The following is an 18676-nucleotide window of genomic DNA, read 5'->3' on the forward strand; positions in this document are numbered from 1 at the left end:
CATGAGATGGTTTTTCTTTTTTATACTATTTGGGCTTGAACTGATATCTTTGAATACCCAAGTCAAAATGTATGGAAATACCCAGTCTCGCCAATCTTAAAAAAGATCTCAGCTACCTTCCCGAAAAAGAATTGATCACCTTGATCACTGATTTGGCCAAATTCAGCCGGGAAAACAAGGCCTTTATCTATTTCAAACTCAACGAGCGGGATCAGCCCAATTTGTTTGTGGATTCAGTTAAGGAAGAGTTGGATGAGGCTTTTCTGATGGCCAACACCCGTCATTATCATGTGGCAAAAAAAGCTGCTCAGACCATTCGTCGCAAGCTTAACAAATCACTCAAATTGAGTAAAAACAAAGCTGATCAAGCTGAATTGATTCTTTACTTCTGTGAGCAGATGAAAAAATATGACTATCAAAAACATCACCATCCAGTGATTGATAACCTTTATAAGGTTCAGATTGGAAAAGCCAAAAAGCTCATTTCCACTTTGCATGAAGATTTACAAAGTGATTATGAATACCGAATTGAAGAACTTGAATAAGCCCTAGCCTATGACTCTTAGCATTTCTCCAAACCCTATCGAATTAGGCCAAAAGGCCGGAAGCATTGGCGCCGAACTGATCCGAAAAGCCATTCAAAACCAAGGTTTTGCTAGCATCATTTTGGCAACCGGAACCAGTCAGTTTGAAACTTTGAGTCAGCTTTTGACAGAAAAAGACATCGATTGGAGCAAGGTGACTGTGTTCCACTTGGACGAATACATCGGAATTCCAATTTCACATCCTGCCAGTTTCAGAAAATATCTGATGGAGCGATTTTTCACTCATGTCCCTCAATTGAAAGCCTATCACCTGATTAGTGGAGAGAAAAATCCCGATCAGGAATGCGATCGGCTTTCGACTTTAATTCAAAACCATCCAATTGATGTGGCTTTTGTGGGAATCGGAGAAAACGGGCATTTGGCCTTCAATGATCCACCGGCTGATTTTGAGACTGAAAAACCTTATTTAGTCGTCGAATTGGATCAGGCTTGCCGCATGCAGCAATTGGGGGAAGGATGGTTTCCAAGTTTGGAGGAGGTTCCTACTCAAGCCATCAGCATGTCGATCAGTCAAATTATGAAATCAAAGCATATAATTTGTTCTGTTCCGGATCGAAGAAAAGCACAGGCAGTAAAAGAATGTCTGGAGAGCGAAGTATCCAATCTTCATCCGGCATCGATTCTTCAAACTCATCAGGATTGTAAGGTCTTTTTGGATCAGCCTGCTTCATCTCTGCTTACCGACCAATGAAAACGGGGTTTCGTGTGTGGGGACACTCAGGGAGGCTCCGAATCCGCCGAAGTGAGTGTGGACACTCACTTCATTAAAAGTTTTCTTTCTACTCATTTTCATCCCTACTTTTCAACCATTGATCTGAAAAATTTTGGATGGATGACATAAAATTTTGTATTTAAGGCAAAAGGTAAAATGATCTAAAGTCCGTGAGTGAAGACACTTACGGAGGCAGATGATATTCCGTGAGTAAGGACCAACCTGCGGCGTAGAAATTGGCGAAATATCCGTGAGTGAAGACACTCACGGAGGCGTCAAAATGATCTAAAGTCCGTGAGTGAGTACCTTCCTGAGGTAGACAGGCACTTACTGTGGCACAGGGTATCTCAAACGGCGGGTAGGTGTCAGACTGAGCGGAGTCGAAGGCCAAATTCAGCGAATAGAAGCACATTTCGACTTCGCTCAATGTGACAAACGGCAGTTATGAGACACCTCCAGCTATTCTTGAATTTCTTTTCTTTTGGCTTAAACCCAAAACCAGCCTATGTCAACAAAAACCGCTGCGGTGCTTGCCGATCAGCTTAGCCAACGGGATACTTGGATCTCAATCGGCATCATCGGGATGCTGTTTTTCATTTTCGGCTTTGTCTCCTGGGTCAATGCCATCCTGATTCCTTACTTCAAAATCGCCTTTACGCTAAGTAATTTCGATTCCTACCTCGTCGCTTTTGCCTTTTATATTTCCTATCTGGTCATGTCTGTCCCCTCTTCCTATCTGCTCAAAGCGGTGGGATTTAAAAAAGGCATGATGTTCGGATTCTTCGTCATGGCACTTGGAGCCTTCATTTTTGTGCCGGCGGCTATGAGCAGAACTTATGAAATTTTCCTGCTCGGTTTATTCACTTTGGGAACAGGTTTGGCTGTCCTACAGACTGCCGCCAATCCCTATGTGACCGTTTTGGGCCCAAAAGAAAATGCGGCACAACGCATCAGCGTGATGGGGATTTTCAACAAAGGAGCCGGAATTTTGGCACCGATTCTTTTTGCCGCAGTGATCCTGAGGGTAGGAGACAACGAACTTTTCCAACAGTTGGACACCATGAGTCCAGCTGCAAAAGATGCCGCCTTGGATGAGTTGATCCGAAGGGTGATTTTGCCATATACCGTAGTCGGTATCGTGCTCTTGGCCTTGGGGATTTTTGTGCGGTTTTCTCCTTTGCCAGAGATTGACACCGAACATGAAACAGCCGAAGTGGCAGAGGCCAACTCCGGAAAATCCTCCATTCTTCAGTTTCCACATTTGATGTTGGGAGCTTTTGGGATTTTCCTGCATGTCGGGACTCAAGTGATTGCGATTGATACGGTGATCGCTTATGCCGATTCTTTTGGAATAGGTTTGATGGAGGCCAAAGTATTTCCATCCTATACGCTGGCTTTTACGATTTTGGGCTATCTGATCGGGATTTCACTGATCCCCAAGTTCATTTCCCAGGTGAATATTTTGCGTATCTGTACACTTTTGGGGACACTTTTTACCCTGATGATCATTTTCACCTCAGGTCAGGTGACACTCATGGGCATCACTTCTGATGTTTCCATTTGGTTTGTTGTCCTTCTGGGTTTAGCCAATTCCCTGGTTTGGGCGGGAATTTGGCCTTTGGCATTGGATGGCTTGGGCAGATTCACCAAACTTGGCGCTTCGATTATGATCATGGGGCTTTGCGGCAATGCCATCATGCCTTTGATTTATGGTTATCTGGCCGATCTGTACAATGTCCGATTGGCCTATTGGGTGCTTTTCCCCTGCTATCTCTACTTGGTCTATTATGCTGTTTATGGGCATAAAGTTAGAAAATGGGCCTTCTCCTCATGAAAATCCAAGGCAACTCATACCGTGACAGCTCCGGGATAGAGATTTCTTTTTCAGAAGGAATCATCGACAGCATCTCCGAAACCCAATCTTCAATTGACAAAGACCTATTCCTCGGACCGGGATTTACAGACATTCAGGTCAATGGCTATGGAGGAATCGATTACAATGAGATTCAATCAGATCCGATGAATTTAGCCGGGATTTCCAGGCTCTTGTACCAAGAAGGCGTTACCACACATTTTCCGACGATCATTACCAACGATCCCGGGCAGATCAGCAAGTTAATCCATCAGATTGTTTCTCTTCGGAAAGGGGATGAGTTGTCTCGGATGAGCATCGAAGGATTGCATATCGAGGGCCCCTTCATATCTCCTGTAGATGGCCCTAGAGGAGCGCATCCCAAAGAATTTGTACGTGCGCCGGACTGGAGTTTGGTGCAGAAGTGGCAAAATGAATCAAAAGGTTTGATCAAAATGATCACCCTATCACCCGAATGGGAAAATGCCAATTCATTCATCGAGCGCTGCGTGGATTATGGTATTCTGGTGTCTATTGGCCATACGAATGCCACTCACCAACAAATCTTGGATGCTGTCAGTGCCGGGGCAAGGTTGTCTACCCATCTTGGCAATGGCATGCATCCGATACTTGCACGCCATCCAAATTACCTTTGGTCTCAGCTTTCGCAGGACCTTTTGGGAGCTTCGATAATTGCAGATGGATTTCATCTTCCGGCAGAAGTGATTCAGGTTTTTCAGAAGGTAAAAAACGAAAAGCTCCTATTGGTCAGCGACTCAGTTTCTCTGGCAGGAATGCCTGCAGGGGATTATAACCTTCATATTGGGGGAGAAGTGACCTTGACTTCGGAAGGCAAGCTACACCTCACATCCAATTCCTCGATCCTTGCCGGATCAGCATCCAACATCCGCAACGGGGTTTCATTTCTGGTAAAAAACAAGCTCGCCTTACTTCCCGAAGCTTGGGAAATGGCCTCAGTTCGTCCGGAAAAGATTTTGAATCCAGGTCATAAAATTTTCGAAGAAGGAGCGATTGCCGATTTGATCCTTTGCAGAATGAGTGAAAATGGTGAGCTTCAAGTTATTAAAACCATCAAACACGGGAGGGAAGTCTATTCCGCCTGATTATACCAGTACCCTAAAACTACTTATCTATGAAGAAGGACGTCAATCGAAGGAATTTCATCAAAACCGTGGCAACCGGTTCGCTTGGTTTGGGCGTGATGAGTTCCGCACATTCTTTCAATATTCTGTCAAAATATCCGGTTGAGGACAAGGTTCGCGTGGCAATCATGGGTGTGAATGGTCGGGGTTCTCAGCATATTCAGGCTTTTGCAAAAGTACCGAATGCAGAAATTTCGCACATCTGTGATGTAGACTCCAGAGCTGTAAGCAATGGTTTAGCCGTCGCTGAAAAATCCGGAGTCACCAACAAACCACAGGGCATTGCCGATTTCCGAAGGGCTTTGGACGATAAAAGCGTAGATGCGATTTCCATCGCTTTACCGGACCATTGGCACACTCCGATGGCTTTGATGGCGCTGAAAGCGGGAAAACACGTTTATGTGGAGAAGCCTGGAAGCCACAATCCTGCGGAAGGGGAATTGCTTTCCAAGGCAACATCTGCCTATGGAAAAATAGTCCAAATGGGCAATCAGCGTCGTAGTTGGCCCAGAGTGCAGGAAGCGATCGCCGAACTACATGGCGGTGTGATCGGCAAAGCTTATTATGCTCGGGCTTGGTACACCAACAACCGCCAATCGATTGGTTACGGAAAAACAGCCGCCGTTCCCGAGTGGCTGGACTTCGAACTCTGGCAGGGCCCTGCACCCAGAGCAGCATTCAAAGACAATCTGATTCATTACAATTGGCATTGGTTCTGGAACTGGGGAACCGGTGAAATCGTCAATAACGGCGTCCATTTCCTTGATTTGGCTCGATGGGGATTGAATGTGGATTATGCGAAAAAAGCCTATTCAAGCGGTGGACGCTATCATTTCAAAGACGATTGGCAAACACCAGATACACAGACTGCCTCTTTTGATTTCGCAGAGGGAAAAAGTATTCTCTGGGAAGGCAGAAGCTGCAACCGCAGAGGAATCAACGAAATGGGTTCGGGAGTTTCTTTCCATGGGGAAAATGGAACACTTGAATTGCTCGACAATTCCTACAAAATCTATGATAACGCAAACAAGCTTTTGAAAAGCGCCGACCCAACAAGCAACACCGTGGTAGATCAGCGAGGCGCTGGATTTGACATGGATATTGCTCATTTCACCAATTTCACCAATGCCATAACCAAAGGGGAGAAGCAGATTTCACCGTATCAGGAAATCGTAAAAAGTGTCATGCTTTGCCATTTGGGCAATATTTCTTACCGGACAGGCAGAGCCTTGGAACTCGACCAATCCAATGGCAGAATTCTTAATGAAAAGGCAGCAATGAAGCTTTGGAGCAGGGAATATGAAAAGGGTTGGGAACCAAAAATCTGAGGAAATGGAAATCCTGCTTAAAGAACCTTCCAAACGGTTGATATCCATCGATGCACTTCGGGGTTTCGACATGCTGATGATTTGCGGTGCGGATGCATTTTTCCGAAGTTTCGAAGGCAAAACTTCTTGGGCTTGGCTGGATGGACTGGCTCTTCAGTTTGAGCATCCGGAGTGGATCGGATTTACTTTTTACGATTTCATTTTTCCGCTTTTCCTGTTTGTCGCGGGTATTTCAATTCCTTTTTCTTTGGGAAAATTGATGGATACCAATGCCCCAAAAGGTCAGATTTATAGAAAAGCATTTTGGAGAATGATGATCCTGATTGGTCTCGGTATGCTTGACAAAAATGCGCCTTTTCCATTCTTCGATTGGGAACAAATACGCTTGGGAAGTGTCCTTGGGCGGATCGGAATTGCGGGTTTCGTCACCGTAGTGCTATTTTTGAATTTCAACACAAGGAAGCGGCTAATCATTACCGGGGGGATTTTGCTACTCTATTACGCTGCCATATTTCTTATCCCCGTACCGGGTTTTGGGGCGGCAGACTTGAGTTTTGAGGGAAATTTGGTGGGTTGGTTTGACCGCACTTTTCTTCCCGGAAGATTGCTTCAGGGCCAATTTGATGAACTCGGAATTTTAACCACATTTCCAGCCATCTGCCTCACCATTTTGGGATGTTTTGCAGGGGAAATTTTGAGAAAATCCGGTTTAAATGATATTCAAAAACTCAAGCAACTTTTGGTAACGGGCTTGATTTGCATAGCAATCGCGCTGGTGTGGAACCTTCATTTTCCGATATTCAAGCGGATGTGGACGAGTTCCTTTATTATGCTTACTTCAGGAATGGCGTTTCTTTCGATGGCTTTATTTTACTGGATGATCGATATTCTGAAATTCCAAAAGTGGGCATTCTTCTTTGTGGTGGTTGGGATGAACAGTTTGACGATTTACATGATCTACCGCTTTGTGAATTTCAGGTATACTTCAAGGCTTTTGTTTGAGGGTTTGTATCGACCCTTGGGCGAAAATTGGTTTCCGGTTATGGAAAGTTTGGGAGCATTGTTGTTGGTGTGGTTGTTCTTATATTTTCTTTATCGGAAGAAGATTTTCTTTAAGGTTTGATCAGTCCACAGTCGATAGACCATAGTCCAAAGCACCATTACTAGACTTCAAGCTATCTTATCGTGATTCAGCTTGGAGACGGCGGGCATTCGTAGACGTTCTCTTCACCTATTCCTAACTTCTTAAAGATATCGAATTTCAAGTTAAACCTTAACCTCAGGCTGTATCCAAGGTGATGTTACCAACATTATTTTTTTATTCGTCTATCAATCAATTTTTTGTATATGACAAAAGTAAAAGTATTATCCAACGGGAATCTATAAGCACCTTTTGCTTTCATCAAAAATGCGGCAATTGCTGTCATTTCCCACCCGTCATATTCATCTGCACCCCATTTACGTTTTGTTAATTGTTCAATATTATTTTCGTTGCCAAATTTTTTAACGATTTCTATATCCGTTCTAATTTTTTCTTCAACATGGGGATTTGCCCAACTCCATAACCATGTATTGCTTATTTTGGAAATACTCCCCACTTCTTCATATTCTATTTGCACAATTTCTTCTTCACTAGTTGGATTTGAAAAAGTTAGAATACCAGTTTCCTGATCATAAAACCAGTTTTCATACTGATGTATTCCATATTCTTTAACTACAATTTCTTGTTGTTCTTTTAAATATTTGTATGCCTTTTTACTACGAGATTCAAATTCAAGTGTTCTAATTGGAGTTTTCAAATCTTCTGGATGCATACCTTTGAATTTCAATAGAGTTCGTGAATATTGCTGTTAACAAAAATATTGAATAATTACCAGTTAAAAATTTTAATTACTTATGAAATCCTCCCGTCGTTCATTTATAAAGAAAACCACCGCTATAGGTGCTGCCGCAAGTCTCAGTTCTTTACCCTTTTCCCTCTTGGGAAAAACTCAAAATAACCCCATAAAAATCGGAATTATTGGGTTGGACACGTCCCATTCTCCTGCATTTACCAAACTGTTTAACGCTGAAAATCCCAAGCCCGAATTGGCAGGTTTTCGGGTTGTGGCAGCCTATCCCTATGGGAGCAAAACAATCCAATCCAGTATGGATCGCATCCCGGGCTACATTGAACAGGTCAAAGAACTCGGTGTTGAAATTGTGGATTCCATCGAAACCCTAGTTCAAAAGGTGGATGTGGTGCTATTGGAAACCAATGATGGAAAACCTCATCTGGAGCAAGCTCGGGCTGTATTTAAAGCCAAAAAGCCTGTATTTATCGACAAACCTGTGGCGGGATCTTTTTCCGACGCTTTGAAAATTTATAAGGAAGCCGAGGCGGCCGGGGTTCCTATGTTTTCTTCTTCCTCTTTGAGGTATCAAAAGAATGTCCATGCCGTTCGTCACGAAAACAAAATCGGTAAAGTTTTGGCCTGCGACGCATTCAGCCCGGCAACTTTGGAACCCAGTCATCCTGACTTGTTCTGGTATGGGATTCATGGAGTAGAAATTCTCTTTACTGCCATGGGGCCGGGCTGCGAATCGGTAACCCGTTTTTCAACTCCAGATTCCGAGCTTGTAGTTGGAACCTGGAAAGATGGAAGAATTGGGACATTTCGAGGAATGCGAAGCGGAAAACATGACTATGGAGGAACAGCTTTCGGTACAGATGGAAACCTGTTTTTTGGGCCGTTTGAAGGGTATGAACCTTTAGCTATTCAGATCGCAGACTTTTTTCGAACTAAAAAGTCACCAATCGATCCTCAAGAGACGCTTGAAATTTATGCATTTATGGAAGCTGCGGATGAGAGTAAGAGACGGGGAGGGGTAAAGGTAAGATTAGATTCGATTTTGTTAAGTTGAGTTCGTTCATGGAAGAGAAAAATATAACAAAATGATTTGAGTCCAAATCATTTTGTTATATTTTTTGATTTGATATCAAATCAATTTATTCTTATTTTTGATATGATTTGAAATCAATGAGATGGATGAACTATTGAACTATCAGGCCATTTTGGCAAAAAACAGTCCAAAAAAATGGCATAGATACCTTTACTCCCAAATTCCTGTCAATGAAAGATTAATTGGAATAAAGGGACTTCGGGGAGTTGGTAAAAGTACTCTCTTATTGCAACTTTTGTCTGAGAAGTTAAGTCAAGGGTCAAGAGCACTTTATGTGACGGTTGAACATCCCTATTTTTATAGAAGCAGTCTTTTCGATATGGCTTCAACTTGGTACAGCTATGGAGGCAGGTACCTTTTTATTGATGAAATCCACAAATATCCAAATTGGTCGAGAGAATTGAAGCTTATTTATGATGGATTCCCAGATCTGGATGTGGTTTTCACAAGTTCTTCTGCACTGGATTTATATAGAGGAGAGTCTGATTTAAGTAGAAGATTATTTGTAGCCGTTCTCCATGGGCTTTCCTTTAGAGAATACCTTTCAATTAATGGCTACTTTTCATTTGCTAAGATCGAAATTGAGGACGTTTTAAATCGGTCTATGGAAATCACTCAATCAATATTTGAAAATCTAAAACATCCAATTCTTCCATTATTTAAAGACTATCTTAAATCAGGGTATTTTCCAATGACACTTGAGTTTAGCAGCGATCAAATATCACAACGTTTGATAAGGATCATCAATACTGTATTAGAAAGTGACCTTTCCCAAATTCAAGGTTTTAGCGCTGATAATTTGATCAAAATAAAGCAATTGCTAGGGGCAATCGCTGAAAGTGTGCCATTTGAACCCAACATATCCAAAATTGCAGAAAAGATGCATTTAGGAAGACAAACCGTAAATCTCTACCTTAAAAATCTTGAAGATGCTAAAATCCTGCAATTACTATATGAGAAAACCAAAGGGATTAGTTTACTTCAAAAGCCAGGAAAAATTTATTTTGAAAATTCCAACTTCCTTTTTTCATTTCAAGGTACTCCGTCTTTGGGTACAATTCGCGAAACTTTCTTTCTTAATCAAATCAAAAATGCAGGTCATTTGGTAGGATTGGCAAAAAAAGGTGATTTTATAGTTAATGAGAATTTAACCTTTGAAGTCGGCGGAAAAAATAAGGATAACTCCCAAATCAAAGGAATTGAAAAAGGGTATTTGGCTTTGGATGAATTAGAAATTGGATTTGGACAAAAAATTCCACTCTGGTTATTTGGTTTTTTGTATTGAGATGTTAGCCAAAAAGTCACTTTCTTAGTGAAATTTTATAAGATATATGCCAAAACTGAAAGTAAAAATACTGGTTGGTTTAGTCCTCCTTTTTTTGTCAACTCACCTAGCTGGTATTGCCCAGCAAAAATTCACCCGAGCCGACACTTTGCGTGGAAGTATCACTCCCGAACGCGCATGGTGGGACCTGAATCATTATCATTTGGCAGTGGAGATTTTCCCAGAATCAAAATCCATAAAAGGCTCAAATACAATTCGATACCGAGTCCTATCCGAACAGCAAGTTTTACAGATTGACCTTCAAGAGCCACTTAAGATTACCTCCATTCTTCAAGAAGGAGAGAAGTTGGATTTCCAGCGAGAAGGTGCAGTGCACTGGGTAAGGTTGAAGAAAAAGCAGGTTCCCGGAAGCTTTGAAGAGCTGATCGTCAACTACGAGGGACAGCCCAAAGAAGCTATTCGACCGCCTTGGGATGGAGGGATCACTTGGCAAAAAGACAGCAATGGGAAGCATTTTATTGCTTCATCCAATCAAGGCATCGGTTCAAGCATTTGGTGGCCACTCAAAGATCATCCGGCCGATGAAGTGGACAGCCTGATGATTAGCGTGACGCTACCGGAAGGATTGATGGACGTCTCGAATGGCAGATTGGTAGGTATCGATCTAGGTAATGGAAAAAACACCTACCATTGGTCAGTCGTGAATCCAATCAATGACTACGGGGTAAATATCAACATTGGGGATTACGTGCATTTTGGAGAGAAGTACGCCGGAGAAAAAGGCACTTTGGACATGGATTATTTTGTGCTGCTCGAAAATCTGGAGAAAGCAAAAGTGCATTTTCAGGACGCAAGAAGAATGATGGAGGCTTTTGAACATTGGTTTGGGCCGTATCCATTCTATGAAGATGGGTTCAAACTGGTCGATGCACCCTATTTGGGTATGGAGCATCAGAGTTCGGTCACCTATGGCAATGGCTATCAAATGGGCTATCGGGGCCGGGATTTGAGTGGTACAGGTTGGGGGCTGAAATTTGACTTTATCATCATCCATGAAGCTGGACATGAATGGTTTGCCAATAACATTACTTACAAAGATGTGGCAGATATGTGGATACACGAGAGTTTTACCAACTATTCGGAAAGTCTCTTTTTGGATTTTCACTATGGGAAAGAAGCGGGGCAGGAATATGTCCGCGGCACCCGAATGAATATTGCCAATGACCGTCCGATTATCGGAACTTACGGCCTCAATCAGCGGGGTTCGGGCGATATGTACTACAAAGGAGGAAACCTGCTCAATATGCTCCGTGAAATTCTGAATGATGACGAAAAGTGGAGACAGGTTCTTCGTGGCCTGAATCAGGAATTTTATCACCAAACCGTCACGACGCAGCAAGTGGAAGGATTTATTTCTAAGGCCTTTGGTACGGATCTCAAACCGATTTTTGACCAATATTTGAGAGATTTTCGCATTCCGGTTTTGGAATACTATTATTCAGATAATCAGACGCTTAATTATCGTTGGATATCCTGCCTTCCTAATTTCACCATGCCTGTGGATATAGAAATCGGAGGAGAAAAGATAAGAATCCAACCTAAAACAGCCTGGTCAGAAATGAAAGTGAAAAATCAGGGAGAGGTAAAAGTGGATCCGGATTATTATGTCGGTCTAGTAAGAATGCGATAAGCCATAAAAACAAGTACATGGATGGGTAATATCCCCATCTATTTTACTTTTATTTCCAACAAAAACTGACCTCCAATGAATCATAAAACCCTCCTAGCTTTACTTGCTTTGGCAGCTTGCACTTCCAAATCTCCAACAGCAGAGACCGAAGAGCGCCTGTTTGTCGATGTTGCAGGAATTGATTCCAACATCAAGCCCGGCGACAATTTCTTTATGCATGTCAACGGCAAATGGTACGATACTGCTAGGATAGCCGACGATCAGGTTGGGGTGGGGTCTTATTCGTTCTTGAATATTCCGCAGCGGCAGCTTTTGGAAAACATACTCGAAGAAGTATCAGCACAAACTCATCCAAAAGGAAGTAATGAACAGAAAGTAGGGGACTTCTATGCCTCCGGCATGGCCACAGAAGTGATCAATGCGCACGGATACGAACCGGTTCAGCCGATCCTGAATGAAATAGATGCAATTAAAGATCTTTTCGGTTTGATGAGTTTTGTTACGACTCAGATCAGTCGCGGAAACAATTCTATCATCGGAATGAACGTTTCTCCGGATCAGGAAAATAGCAGCATCAATATCCTGCATTTCAGTCAATCCGGCTTGGGTTTGCCGGATCGGGATTACTACTTCAAAACTGACTCAGCTACCCTGGGAATACAAAAAGCCTATAAAACCTACATTGCCACACTTTTTGAACTGACAGGGTCAAATCAAGCAGATGCTCAAAAAAGTGCTGAGAAGGTTTATGGAATAGAAAAGTCGCTGGCAGAATCCCATAAAACACGCATCGAGCGGAGAGTGGTCAAAGAGAATTACAATAAGATGGCTGTCGCTGAATTGGATTCAAAAATGCCAAGAATTGCCTGGAGTAAGATGCTAAATCAACTGAATCTCAAAGCAGATTCCGTAGATGTGCGCCAACCTGCGTACTACGCCAAACTGAATTCGATGCTAAATTCTGTCAATCTGGCCGAATGGAAAACATATTTAAAAGCAAGTTCCTTAGTGACCTATGCGAGTGTATTGAGCGAACCGTTCGAAGCGGCTAGCTTTGAGTATGAAAAAGTCCTGCTAGGCCAATCCAAACAACTGACCCGTGCGCAGCAGATGGTCAGCAAAGTAGACCGTCAATTGGGTTTTGCATTAGGGCAACTGTATGTGAAGCGGTATTTCAACGAGGATGCCAAAAAGCGGATTTCGGAACTGGTGGACAACTTCCAAAAAGCCTTCGAAACCCGCATCAAACAATTGGACTGGATGAGCGACAGCACCAAAATCAAGGCAATCGAGAAACTCTACGCCATCAAAAAGAAAGTGGGATATCCCGATGTCTGGAGGACATACGATGCGGTAACTATAGATCGGGACACCTATTTTGAAAATGTGGTGGCTCTGATGGAAAACGACTATCAGTATCAAGCGGCAAAGCTCAACAAAGTGCCAAACAAGGACGAGTGGGGGACTACGCCTTCCACGGTGACGGCTTACTACAACCCTTCCCTGAATGAGATTGTATTTCCGGCTGGCATCCTGCAATTTCCGTATTTCGACCTGTATGCCGACGATGCGATCAATTATGGAGGCATAGGCATGGTCATCGGGCACGAACTGACGCATGCCTTTGATGATCAGGGAGCGCAATATGATAAAGACGGCAATGTGAAAAATTGGTGGACGGATGCTGATTTCGCGAAGTTCAAAGCCAAAACCCAGCAACTGATCGAGCGATACGACTCCTTCACCGTGCTGGACAGCGTACCGGTAAAAGGCGCCATGACGATCGGTGAGAATACCGCAGACAATGGCGCGCTCTACATCGCCTATGAAGCCTTCAAACTCACCAAGCAAGGCCAAGACAGCACCAAAATCGATGGATTGACACCGGATCAACGATTTTGTTATTCTATTGCCCGAATCTGGCGAGTAAAAACAAGGGACGAGTACATGCGAAACTATGTGAATACCAATTCCCATTCACCGGCCATTTGGCGCGTCAATGGACCACTGATGAACTTTGATCCATTTTATACGGCATTTAACGTTCAGCTTGGAGAAAAGAATTACAAGGCAGAAGAGGAGAGGATCAGGATTTGGTAGAACTAGAATTGCAAAATTTGAAGAACTCGTCCGCTGTGGCGGATTGAAAAATTGTGATTCAGACTGTTAACCTTGAAAAAGAATAGAGGCAGCCAAAGTCAAATCAAATTTTTAAAAGAGTTAATCAGATTTATAGTTCAAAAAAGTACAGAATTACGTACATTTATTTGTAACTTATTTGAAATAATTAAGTTAATCTGGTTGGATAAAATCAAGAAAAGATGAAAACTGCCACAATTACAGATTTTAGGACGAATATGAAAGAGCGACTTCAGGAAATTGAAGAAGCACAAGATATCCTGATTCTTACGGGGCCTAAAAAGCGAGATTTCGTGGTGATGTCTTTGGATCAATATAATGCCATGGAGGAAACTGCCCACTTGCTATCCACTCAAGCCAATACCCAAAGACTTCTCGAAAGTATCGCCCAAGATAAAGAAAGTGAAGTCCAGATCCGGGAAATAAAATTGGAGGAATAAATGCAAGTTGCATTTACAGACCACGCTTGGGAAGAGTATTTGTATTGGCAAGAGCAGGATGCCGATGTCCTTGAAAAAATCAGTGAGCTGATCAAGGAAATCAAACGAACTCCTTTCAAAGGAAAAGGTAAGCCGGAACCACTCAAAGGAAATTTAGCGGGATATTGGTCCAGAAGGATTACGGGGGAACATAGATTGGTTTATCGTGTTCAAGGCGCTGGAGAAGATCAAATTCTAAGGATTGTGCAGGCGAGGTTTCATTATTGAAAACCGGTTTGAAGGTTTTAAGCTGCTGTAGGGATTTAGAAATAGATTTTAATGTTATATAATTTATATTATGTTAAATAGAAAATCCCGATCTCCATTCGGGATTCTTTTTTATCTTTCGTGCACTATTCCAGCCCTAACCTCTGCTTTGCCTTAAATGACAAATTGGCTTCCCCGCTTCGGCTTATACTTCGGTCCGATTTCCTTTCTGTTGATTTATTTTTTTGTACAGTCTGCAGGATTGAATCCTGCAGCGCAGGCTATGCTGGGTTTGGCCTGCTGGATGGCAATCTGGTGGATCACCGAAGCTATACCCATTGCTGCCACCGCAATTTTGCCCTTGATCCTTATGCCGCTGCTCGGAATTCTCAATATCGAATCCATCTCGGATAATTACATGCACCCTACAGTACTCCTATATATGGGAGGATTTCTGTTGGCTACAGGAATTGAAAAATGGAATCTTCATCGCCGGATTGCGCTGAACATCATCAACCTGATGGGAACAGATTTACGACGGATTGTACTTGGGTTTATTCTTGCCACAGGATTTCTATCCATGTGGATTTCCAATTCCGCCACTGCCCTGATGATGTTGCCGATTGGTTTGGCTGTAGTCAATCAGTTTAAAACCCAACTGGGACCCGAAAATGAAGGAATTGCTTCCAATCTCGGAAAGAATATCATGCTGGGAATTGCGTATTCGGCATCGATTGGTGGAATGGCGACTTTGATCGGAACCCCTACCAATGCCATTATGGCTGCGGTAATTAAAGAACTTTACAACTATTCCATTGGGTTTAATGAATGGATGCTTTTTGGTTTTCCATTTGCAGCTTTCCTTTTAATTAATTGCTGGTTGTATTTGGTCAAAACAGCCAATCCCCTACCTAAAAAACTAAATCTTGACGACATAAAATCCGTAATTGCCAATCAACTAAAGGCCTTGGGAAAAATGAGTTTTGAAGAAAAAGTGGTCTTGATTGTCTTTGGATTGGTTTGTTTTTCCTGGATAACGCGAAGCTTTATTTTGGCCAAAATTTTCCCTCAAATCGATGATACAATAATTGTCTTGATCGGTGTGGTGTTACTTTTTATCCTTCCCTCCGCTCAGAAAAATGTTCGGATTCTGGACTGGAAAACTGCCGAGAAGATCCCCTGGGGGGTTTTGATTCTTTTTGGTGGTGGTTTGGCTTTAGCCGAAGGCTTCAAAGAAACAGGCTTGGCTGAATGGATTGGCGGAGGTTTTACCACCATTGACGGAATTGGTTTTATCGTATTGCTACTTATAGTTGTCGCCTCGGTCAATTTCCTCACCGAGGTCACTTCTAATGTCGCTACTGCTTCGATGCTGCTTCCAATATTGGCTTCTGTTGCGCTCAAGCTTGATTTGCATCCTTTTGGACTGATGGTTGGGGCCACTTTGGCTGCAAGTTGCGCATTTATGCTACCAGTAGCCACTCCTCCCAATGCGGTGGTTTTCGGCTCGGGTTACCTTCAGATGAAGGATATGGTTAAAGCTGGATTCCGTCTCAATTTGGTGTCCATCGTGGTCATCACGCTTATGGTCTACTTTATCCTTCCGTTGTTGTGGGGAATCGACCTAGAGCACTATCCATTTTGATTTCTGATTTCGGATATGTGATTTTGGATTTTTTCTTCAAATATGGGTACTAAAATATTTTTAGTCTCCGGAGATAATAATCCTAAATATTGATTCACCTGAGCATTTCGGTGTTTCAGGTTTTGCGGAGTCGAAACCGGACTTCGACTCCGCTCAGTCTGACACAACCTCTTTCCAGTTTGATCGAAGATACCTGGTCAAAATTTCTAAATTCAAATTTCTAATCTTCTTTCCTTTCCACCCCTAAAACTACCTATTTCGTCACATTTTTTTGATAAGCTTTGAAAGCTGCGCTAATCTTGGTTTAAGTTTTAAACAGTCTGAAAACTGAACCAACTATTGAAAACCCCTAGGCTAAAAGTGGAGCGAAAAACAGTCTTTTATTTTATTATAGCTGCGGGGCTTTTCTATAATCTGTTTTTGGCTTTTTCGGATCCGGAGCCTCATGAAGAGCGGCAATTGACCAAACAAGAAATTTCCAACTCTCCCAATCTTAATTAATCTTTACTTTACCAGCTATGCAGTCCAAAAGCTTAGATTTCCGACAAGTCGAATGGTGGATCGTCACCACAGCGGTTTTGACCGCCTTCCTTTTTGTCCTCTTTGGTTACCGTCCTCAATTCTACAATGATTCCGGAATGGCAATTTTCCAATTTGCCAGCAGACTGCTGATTTTGGCTGCACTCTATTCCGCTTTCCATTTGATTCACATGGTCCTGATTCCAAAGTATCAAACAGATTCCAACAAGTGGCCATCCGTCCTTTGGATAGTTTTTACAGGCATCGCCTCCTTTGGGATCATCGCTATTTTTGGATTCAATTCAGATCTGATCAAGGCACCATTTCCTGCATTCTATTTGGGAGTAATTGTCCTTTATGTCTGCTATCTGTTGGCAGCTCACATTTTAAATCAAGCACTCACTCCTCCAAAAGTCCGGGATTTTCAGCTTTACAACCTTTTCCGATTAATTTTAAGTTACCTATTTACCTTATTTAGCCTAATTCAACTTGAGCCTATCGTTAACAATGGGCCTGCAATTATCTTTTCAGTTTTTATCCCAATTATTTTCATTGCGAGTCTTTTCAACTTCTATTTGGTCTATGGGAAACGAAAAAAGGGGCAAATCAAGCAATCCAGGTGGTATAATTGGGGTTTGATGGCCATCATTTTAATTGGTGCTCTCATTATATCAGTAGAGAGCAATCATGAGGAAATATTTGTAATTGGCGGCTTGGGAACTGTAGCTTTCATCCAATTGATCTTTTTTCCTTTGACTTCCCTCCTTTTCAAAAAGTACGACTCATACATTGGTCAAATCTCTACCCTTTCTTACCAAGTCAATCAGGGTGAAGCAGGAATGGATTTCCTCCGCTCCCAGATCAACCCTCACTTTCTCTTTAATGCATTGAACACGCTCTATGCAAGTTCGCTGATGGAAAATGCAGAAAAAACTTCTGATGGAATCCAGAAACTCGGCGATATGATGCGCTTTATGCTTCATGAAAATCAGCTGCCCCGAATTCCGCTCTCCAGAGAAATCAACTACCTTAGAAACTACCTCGATCTGCAGATGCTTCGTTTCGGTTCGCAGGATAATTTGGACATTGACATTCAAATCAATGAAAATCAATGTACCGGAGAGATCGCTCCTATGCTATTGATTCCTTTTGTCGAAAATGCCTTCAAACACGGCATATCTGCCAAAGAAAAATCCTGGATCAAGCTTAACTTGAGGTGCATTGCAGGGTCTGTTCATTTGGATTTGGTCAACAGTACTCATCCCGAGAAACCGGCCTCCGAAAAATCACGCGAGGAGTCTGGGATCGGTTTGGAAAACGTCAAAAGCAGACTTCAGCTCGTGTATCCGGATCGGCACAACCTTAATATTGTATCTAACGACACCGATTTCTTTGTTCATCTTTCCATTCAATTGAATTAACACATGATATCGGCTATCGCCATCGACGATGAATCCTACGCTTTGGAAGTGGTCAAATCTCACGCTTCCAAAGTGCCTTTTCTGGAGCTCAAAGCCACATTTACCAATCCGGTTCAGGGACTTGAATATCTGAAAAACGAATCCATTCAACTGGTATTTCTTGATATCAATATGCCGGACATCTCAGGGGTTGACTTGGCTGTTCTCCTTCCAAAAGAAACCGTGGTGATTTTTACAACCGCTTATTCAGATTATGCGGTAAAAGGCTTCGAGCTTGATGCCCTGGACTATTTGTTAAAGCCTTTTAATCTCAGTCGTTTTCTGAAAGCCTGCCAAAAAGCCCAGGAATGGATCGAACTTCAACCGAAAAATGAACCTTCCTTCCTTTTTGTCAAAACCAGCGATGGTCAGATTCGTGTCGATTTTTCGGATTTACTGTATTGCGAGGCTCAGGGAAATTACGTGACCTTTCAGCTGTTAGACCAAAAGATTATGAGTCGGATGACACTTTCTGAAACGGAAAAACTTTTGCCGGTATCCTTTATCCGAACTCATAGATCGTTTTTGGTTAATAAAAATCAGATCACTAAAGTCGAAAAACATCAACTTCATCTGAATGGATTTGTGGTTCCGATAAGTTTGTCTTACATCGATCAGGTTTTGGAATTATTAAAAACCTGAATTGATC

18 protein-coding genes are annotated in these 18676 nt (G+C 42.4%); 16 read left to right on the plus strand and 2 right to left on the minus strand.

Annotation, left to right across the window (positions count from 1 at the left end):
- The first annotated feature begins 71 nt into the window (after window positions 1-71).
- Both BLQ81_RS15975 and BLQ81_RS15980 read left to right on the plus strand, forming a co-directional pair.
- Complete coding sequence (locus BLQ81_RS15975; protein WP_092731980.1) at window positions 72-545, plus strand: hypothetical protein; 474 nt, start codon at window positions 72-74, stop codon at window positions 543-545.
- Between the two features lie 10 nt (window positions 546-555).
- Window positions 556-1296 (plus strand): glucosamine-6-phosphate deaminase, encoded by a 741-nt coding sequence (locus BLQ81_RS15980; RefSeq protein WP_092731983.1) that lies wholly within the window; start codon window positions 556-558, stop codon window positions 1294-1296.
- A gap of 205 nt (window positions 1297-1501) precedes the next feature.
- Here BLQ81_RS15980 and BLQ81_RS22105 read toward each other — a convergent pair whose 3' ends face one another.
- Window positions 1502-1744: a hypothetical protein gene (locus BLQ81_RS22105; RefSeq protein WP_139183652.1), complete on the minus strand. Its 243-nt coding sequence runs from the start codon at window positions 1742-1744 to the stop codon at window positions 1502-1504.
- Window positions 1745-1822: 78 nt separating this feature from the next.
- On the opposite strand from BLQ81_RS22105, the gene BLQ81_RS15985 reads away from it, so the two are divergent.
- From BLQ81_RS15985 to BLQ81_RS16000, 4 genes are read left to right on the plus strand one after another with little or no spacing between them, the layout of a single operon-like run.
- Entirely contained in the window at window positions 1823-3151 is a 1329-nt protein-coding gene (locus BLQ81_RS15985) for a sugar MFS transporter (protein WP_092731986.1), read from the plus strand.
- On the plus strand, window positions 3133-4293 hold the full coding sequence (locus tag BLQ81_RS15990) for an N-acetylglucosamine-6-phosphate deacetylase (RefSeq protein WP_092731989.1): 1161 nt from the start codon (window positions 3133-3135) through the stop codon (window positions 4291-4293). The genes BLQ81_RS15985 and BLQ81_RS15990 overlap by 19 nt, the downstream gene beginning before the upstream one ends.
- A gap of 29 nt (window positions 4294-4322) precedes the next feature.
- Window positions 4323-5660, plus strand: a complete 1338-nt coding sequence (locus tag BLQ81_RS15995; RefSeq protein WP_092731992.1) for a Gfo/Idh/MocA family protein — start codon at window positions 4323-4325, stop codon at window positions 5658-5660.
- 4 nt (window positions 5661-5664) lie between these two features.
- Window positions 5665-6783 carry an acyltransferase family protein gene (locus BLQ81_RS16000; RefSeq protein ID WP_092732076.1) on the plus strand — a complete coding sequence of 373 codons (1119 nt, stop codon included), beginning with the start codon at window positions 5665-5667 and terminating at the stop codon, window positions 6781-6783.
- Window positions 6784-6970: 187 nt separating this feature from the next.
- Here BLQ81_RS16000 and BLQ81_RS16005 read toward each other — a convergent pair whose 3' ends face one another.
- Entirely contained in the window at window positions 6971-7474 is a 504-nt protein-coding gene (locus tag BLQ81_RS16005) for a DUF6882 domain-containing protein (protein WP_139183653.1), read from the minus strand.
- An 82-nt stretch (window positions 7475-7556) separates the two neighbouring features.
- On the opposite strand from BLQ81_RS16005, the gene BLQ81_RS16010 reads away from it, so the two are divergent.
- From BLQ81_RS16010 to BLQ81_RS16055, 10 genes are all read left to right on the plus strand, one after another.
- Window positions 7557-8564 (plus strand): Gfo/Idh/MocA family protein, encoded by a 1008-nt coding sequence (locus BLQ81_RS16010; protein ID WP_092731998.1) that lies wholly within the window; start codon window positions 7557-7559, stop codon window positions 8562-8564.
- A gap of 121 nt (window positions 8565-8685) precedes the next feature.
- Window positions 8686-9888 carry an ATP-binding protein gene (locus BLQ81_RS16015; protein ID WP_092732001.1) on the plus strand — a complete coding sequence of 401 codons (1203 nt, stop codon included), beginning with the start codon at window positions 8686-8688 and terminating at the stop codon, window positions 9886-9888.
- A gap of 46 nt (window positions 9889-9934) precedes the next feature.
- The gene (locus BLQ81_RS16020; protein ID WP_092732004.1) at window positions 9935-11578 is read left to right on the plus strand and encodes a M1 family metallopeptidase; all 1644 of its coding nucleotides are present in this window, start codon (window positions 9935-9937) and stop codon (window positions 11576-11578) included.
- A 75-nt stretch (window positions 11579-11653) separates the two neighbouring features.
- Window positions 11654-13678: a M13 family metallopeptidase gene (locus BLQ81_RS16025; RefSeq protein ID WP_092732007.1), complete on the plus strand. Its 2025-nt coding sequence runs from the start codon at window positions 11654-11656 to the stop codon at window positions 13676-13678.
- A 221-nt stretch (window positions 13679-13899) separates the two neighbouring features.
- Window positions 13900-14157, plus strand: a complete 258-nt coding sequence (locus BLQ81_RS16030; RefSeq protein WP_092732010.1) for a type II toxin-antitoxin system Phd/YefM family antitoxin — start codon at window positions 13900-13902, stop codon at window positions 14155-14157.
- The gene (locus BLQ81_RS16035) at window positions 14158-14424 is read left to right on the plus strand and encodes a Txe/YoeB family addiction module toxin (RefSeq protein ID WP_092732013.1); all 267 of its coding nucleotides are present in this window, start codon (window positions 14158-14160) and stop codon (window positions 14422-14424) included.
- A gap of 157 nt (window positions 14425-14581) precedes the next feature.
- A complete protein-coding gene (locus tag BLQ81_RS16040; RefSeq protein ID WP_092732016.1) occupies window positions 14582-16048 on the plus strand; it encodes an SLC13 family permease in 1467 nt (488 codons plus the stop codon).
- 339 nt (window positions 16049-16387) lie between these two features.
- Window positions 16388-16549: a hypothetical protein gene (locus BLQ81_RS22505; protein WP_217636678.1), complete on the plus strand. Its 162-nt coding sequence runs from the start codon at window positions 16388-16390 to the stop codon at window positions 16547-16549.
- Window positions 16550-16566: 17 nt separating this feature from the next.
- A complete protein-coding gene (locus tag BLQ81_RS16050; RefSeq protein WP_092732022.1) occupies window positions 16567-17988 on the plus strand; it encodes a sensor histidine kinase in 1422 nt (473 codons plus the stop codon).
- Window positions 17989-17991: 3 nt separating this feature from the next.
- Complete coding sequence (locus BLQ81_RS16055) at window positions 17992-18669, plus strand: LytR/AlgR family response regulator transcription factor (protein ID WP_092732025.1); 678 nt, start codon at window positions 17992-17994, stop codon at window positions 18667-18669.
- Window positions 18670-18676 lie beyond the last annotated feature (7 nt).

The organism is Algoriphagus alkaliphilus (assembly GCF_900103735.1).
GTDB lineage: Bacteria > Bacteroidota > Bacteroidia > Cytophagales > Cyclobacteriaceae > Algoriphagus > Algoriphagus alkaliphilus.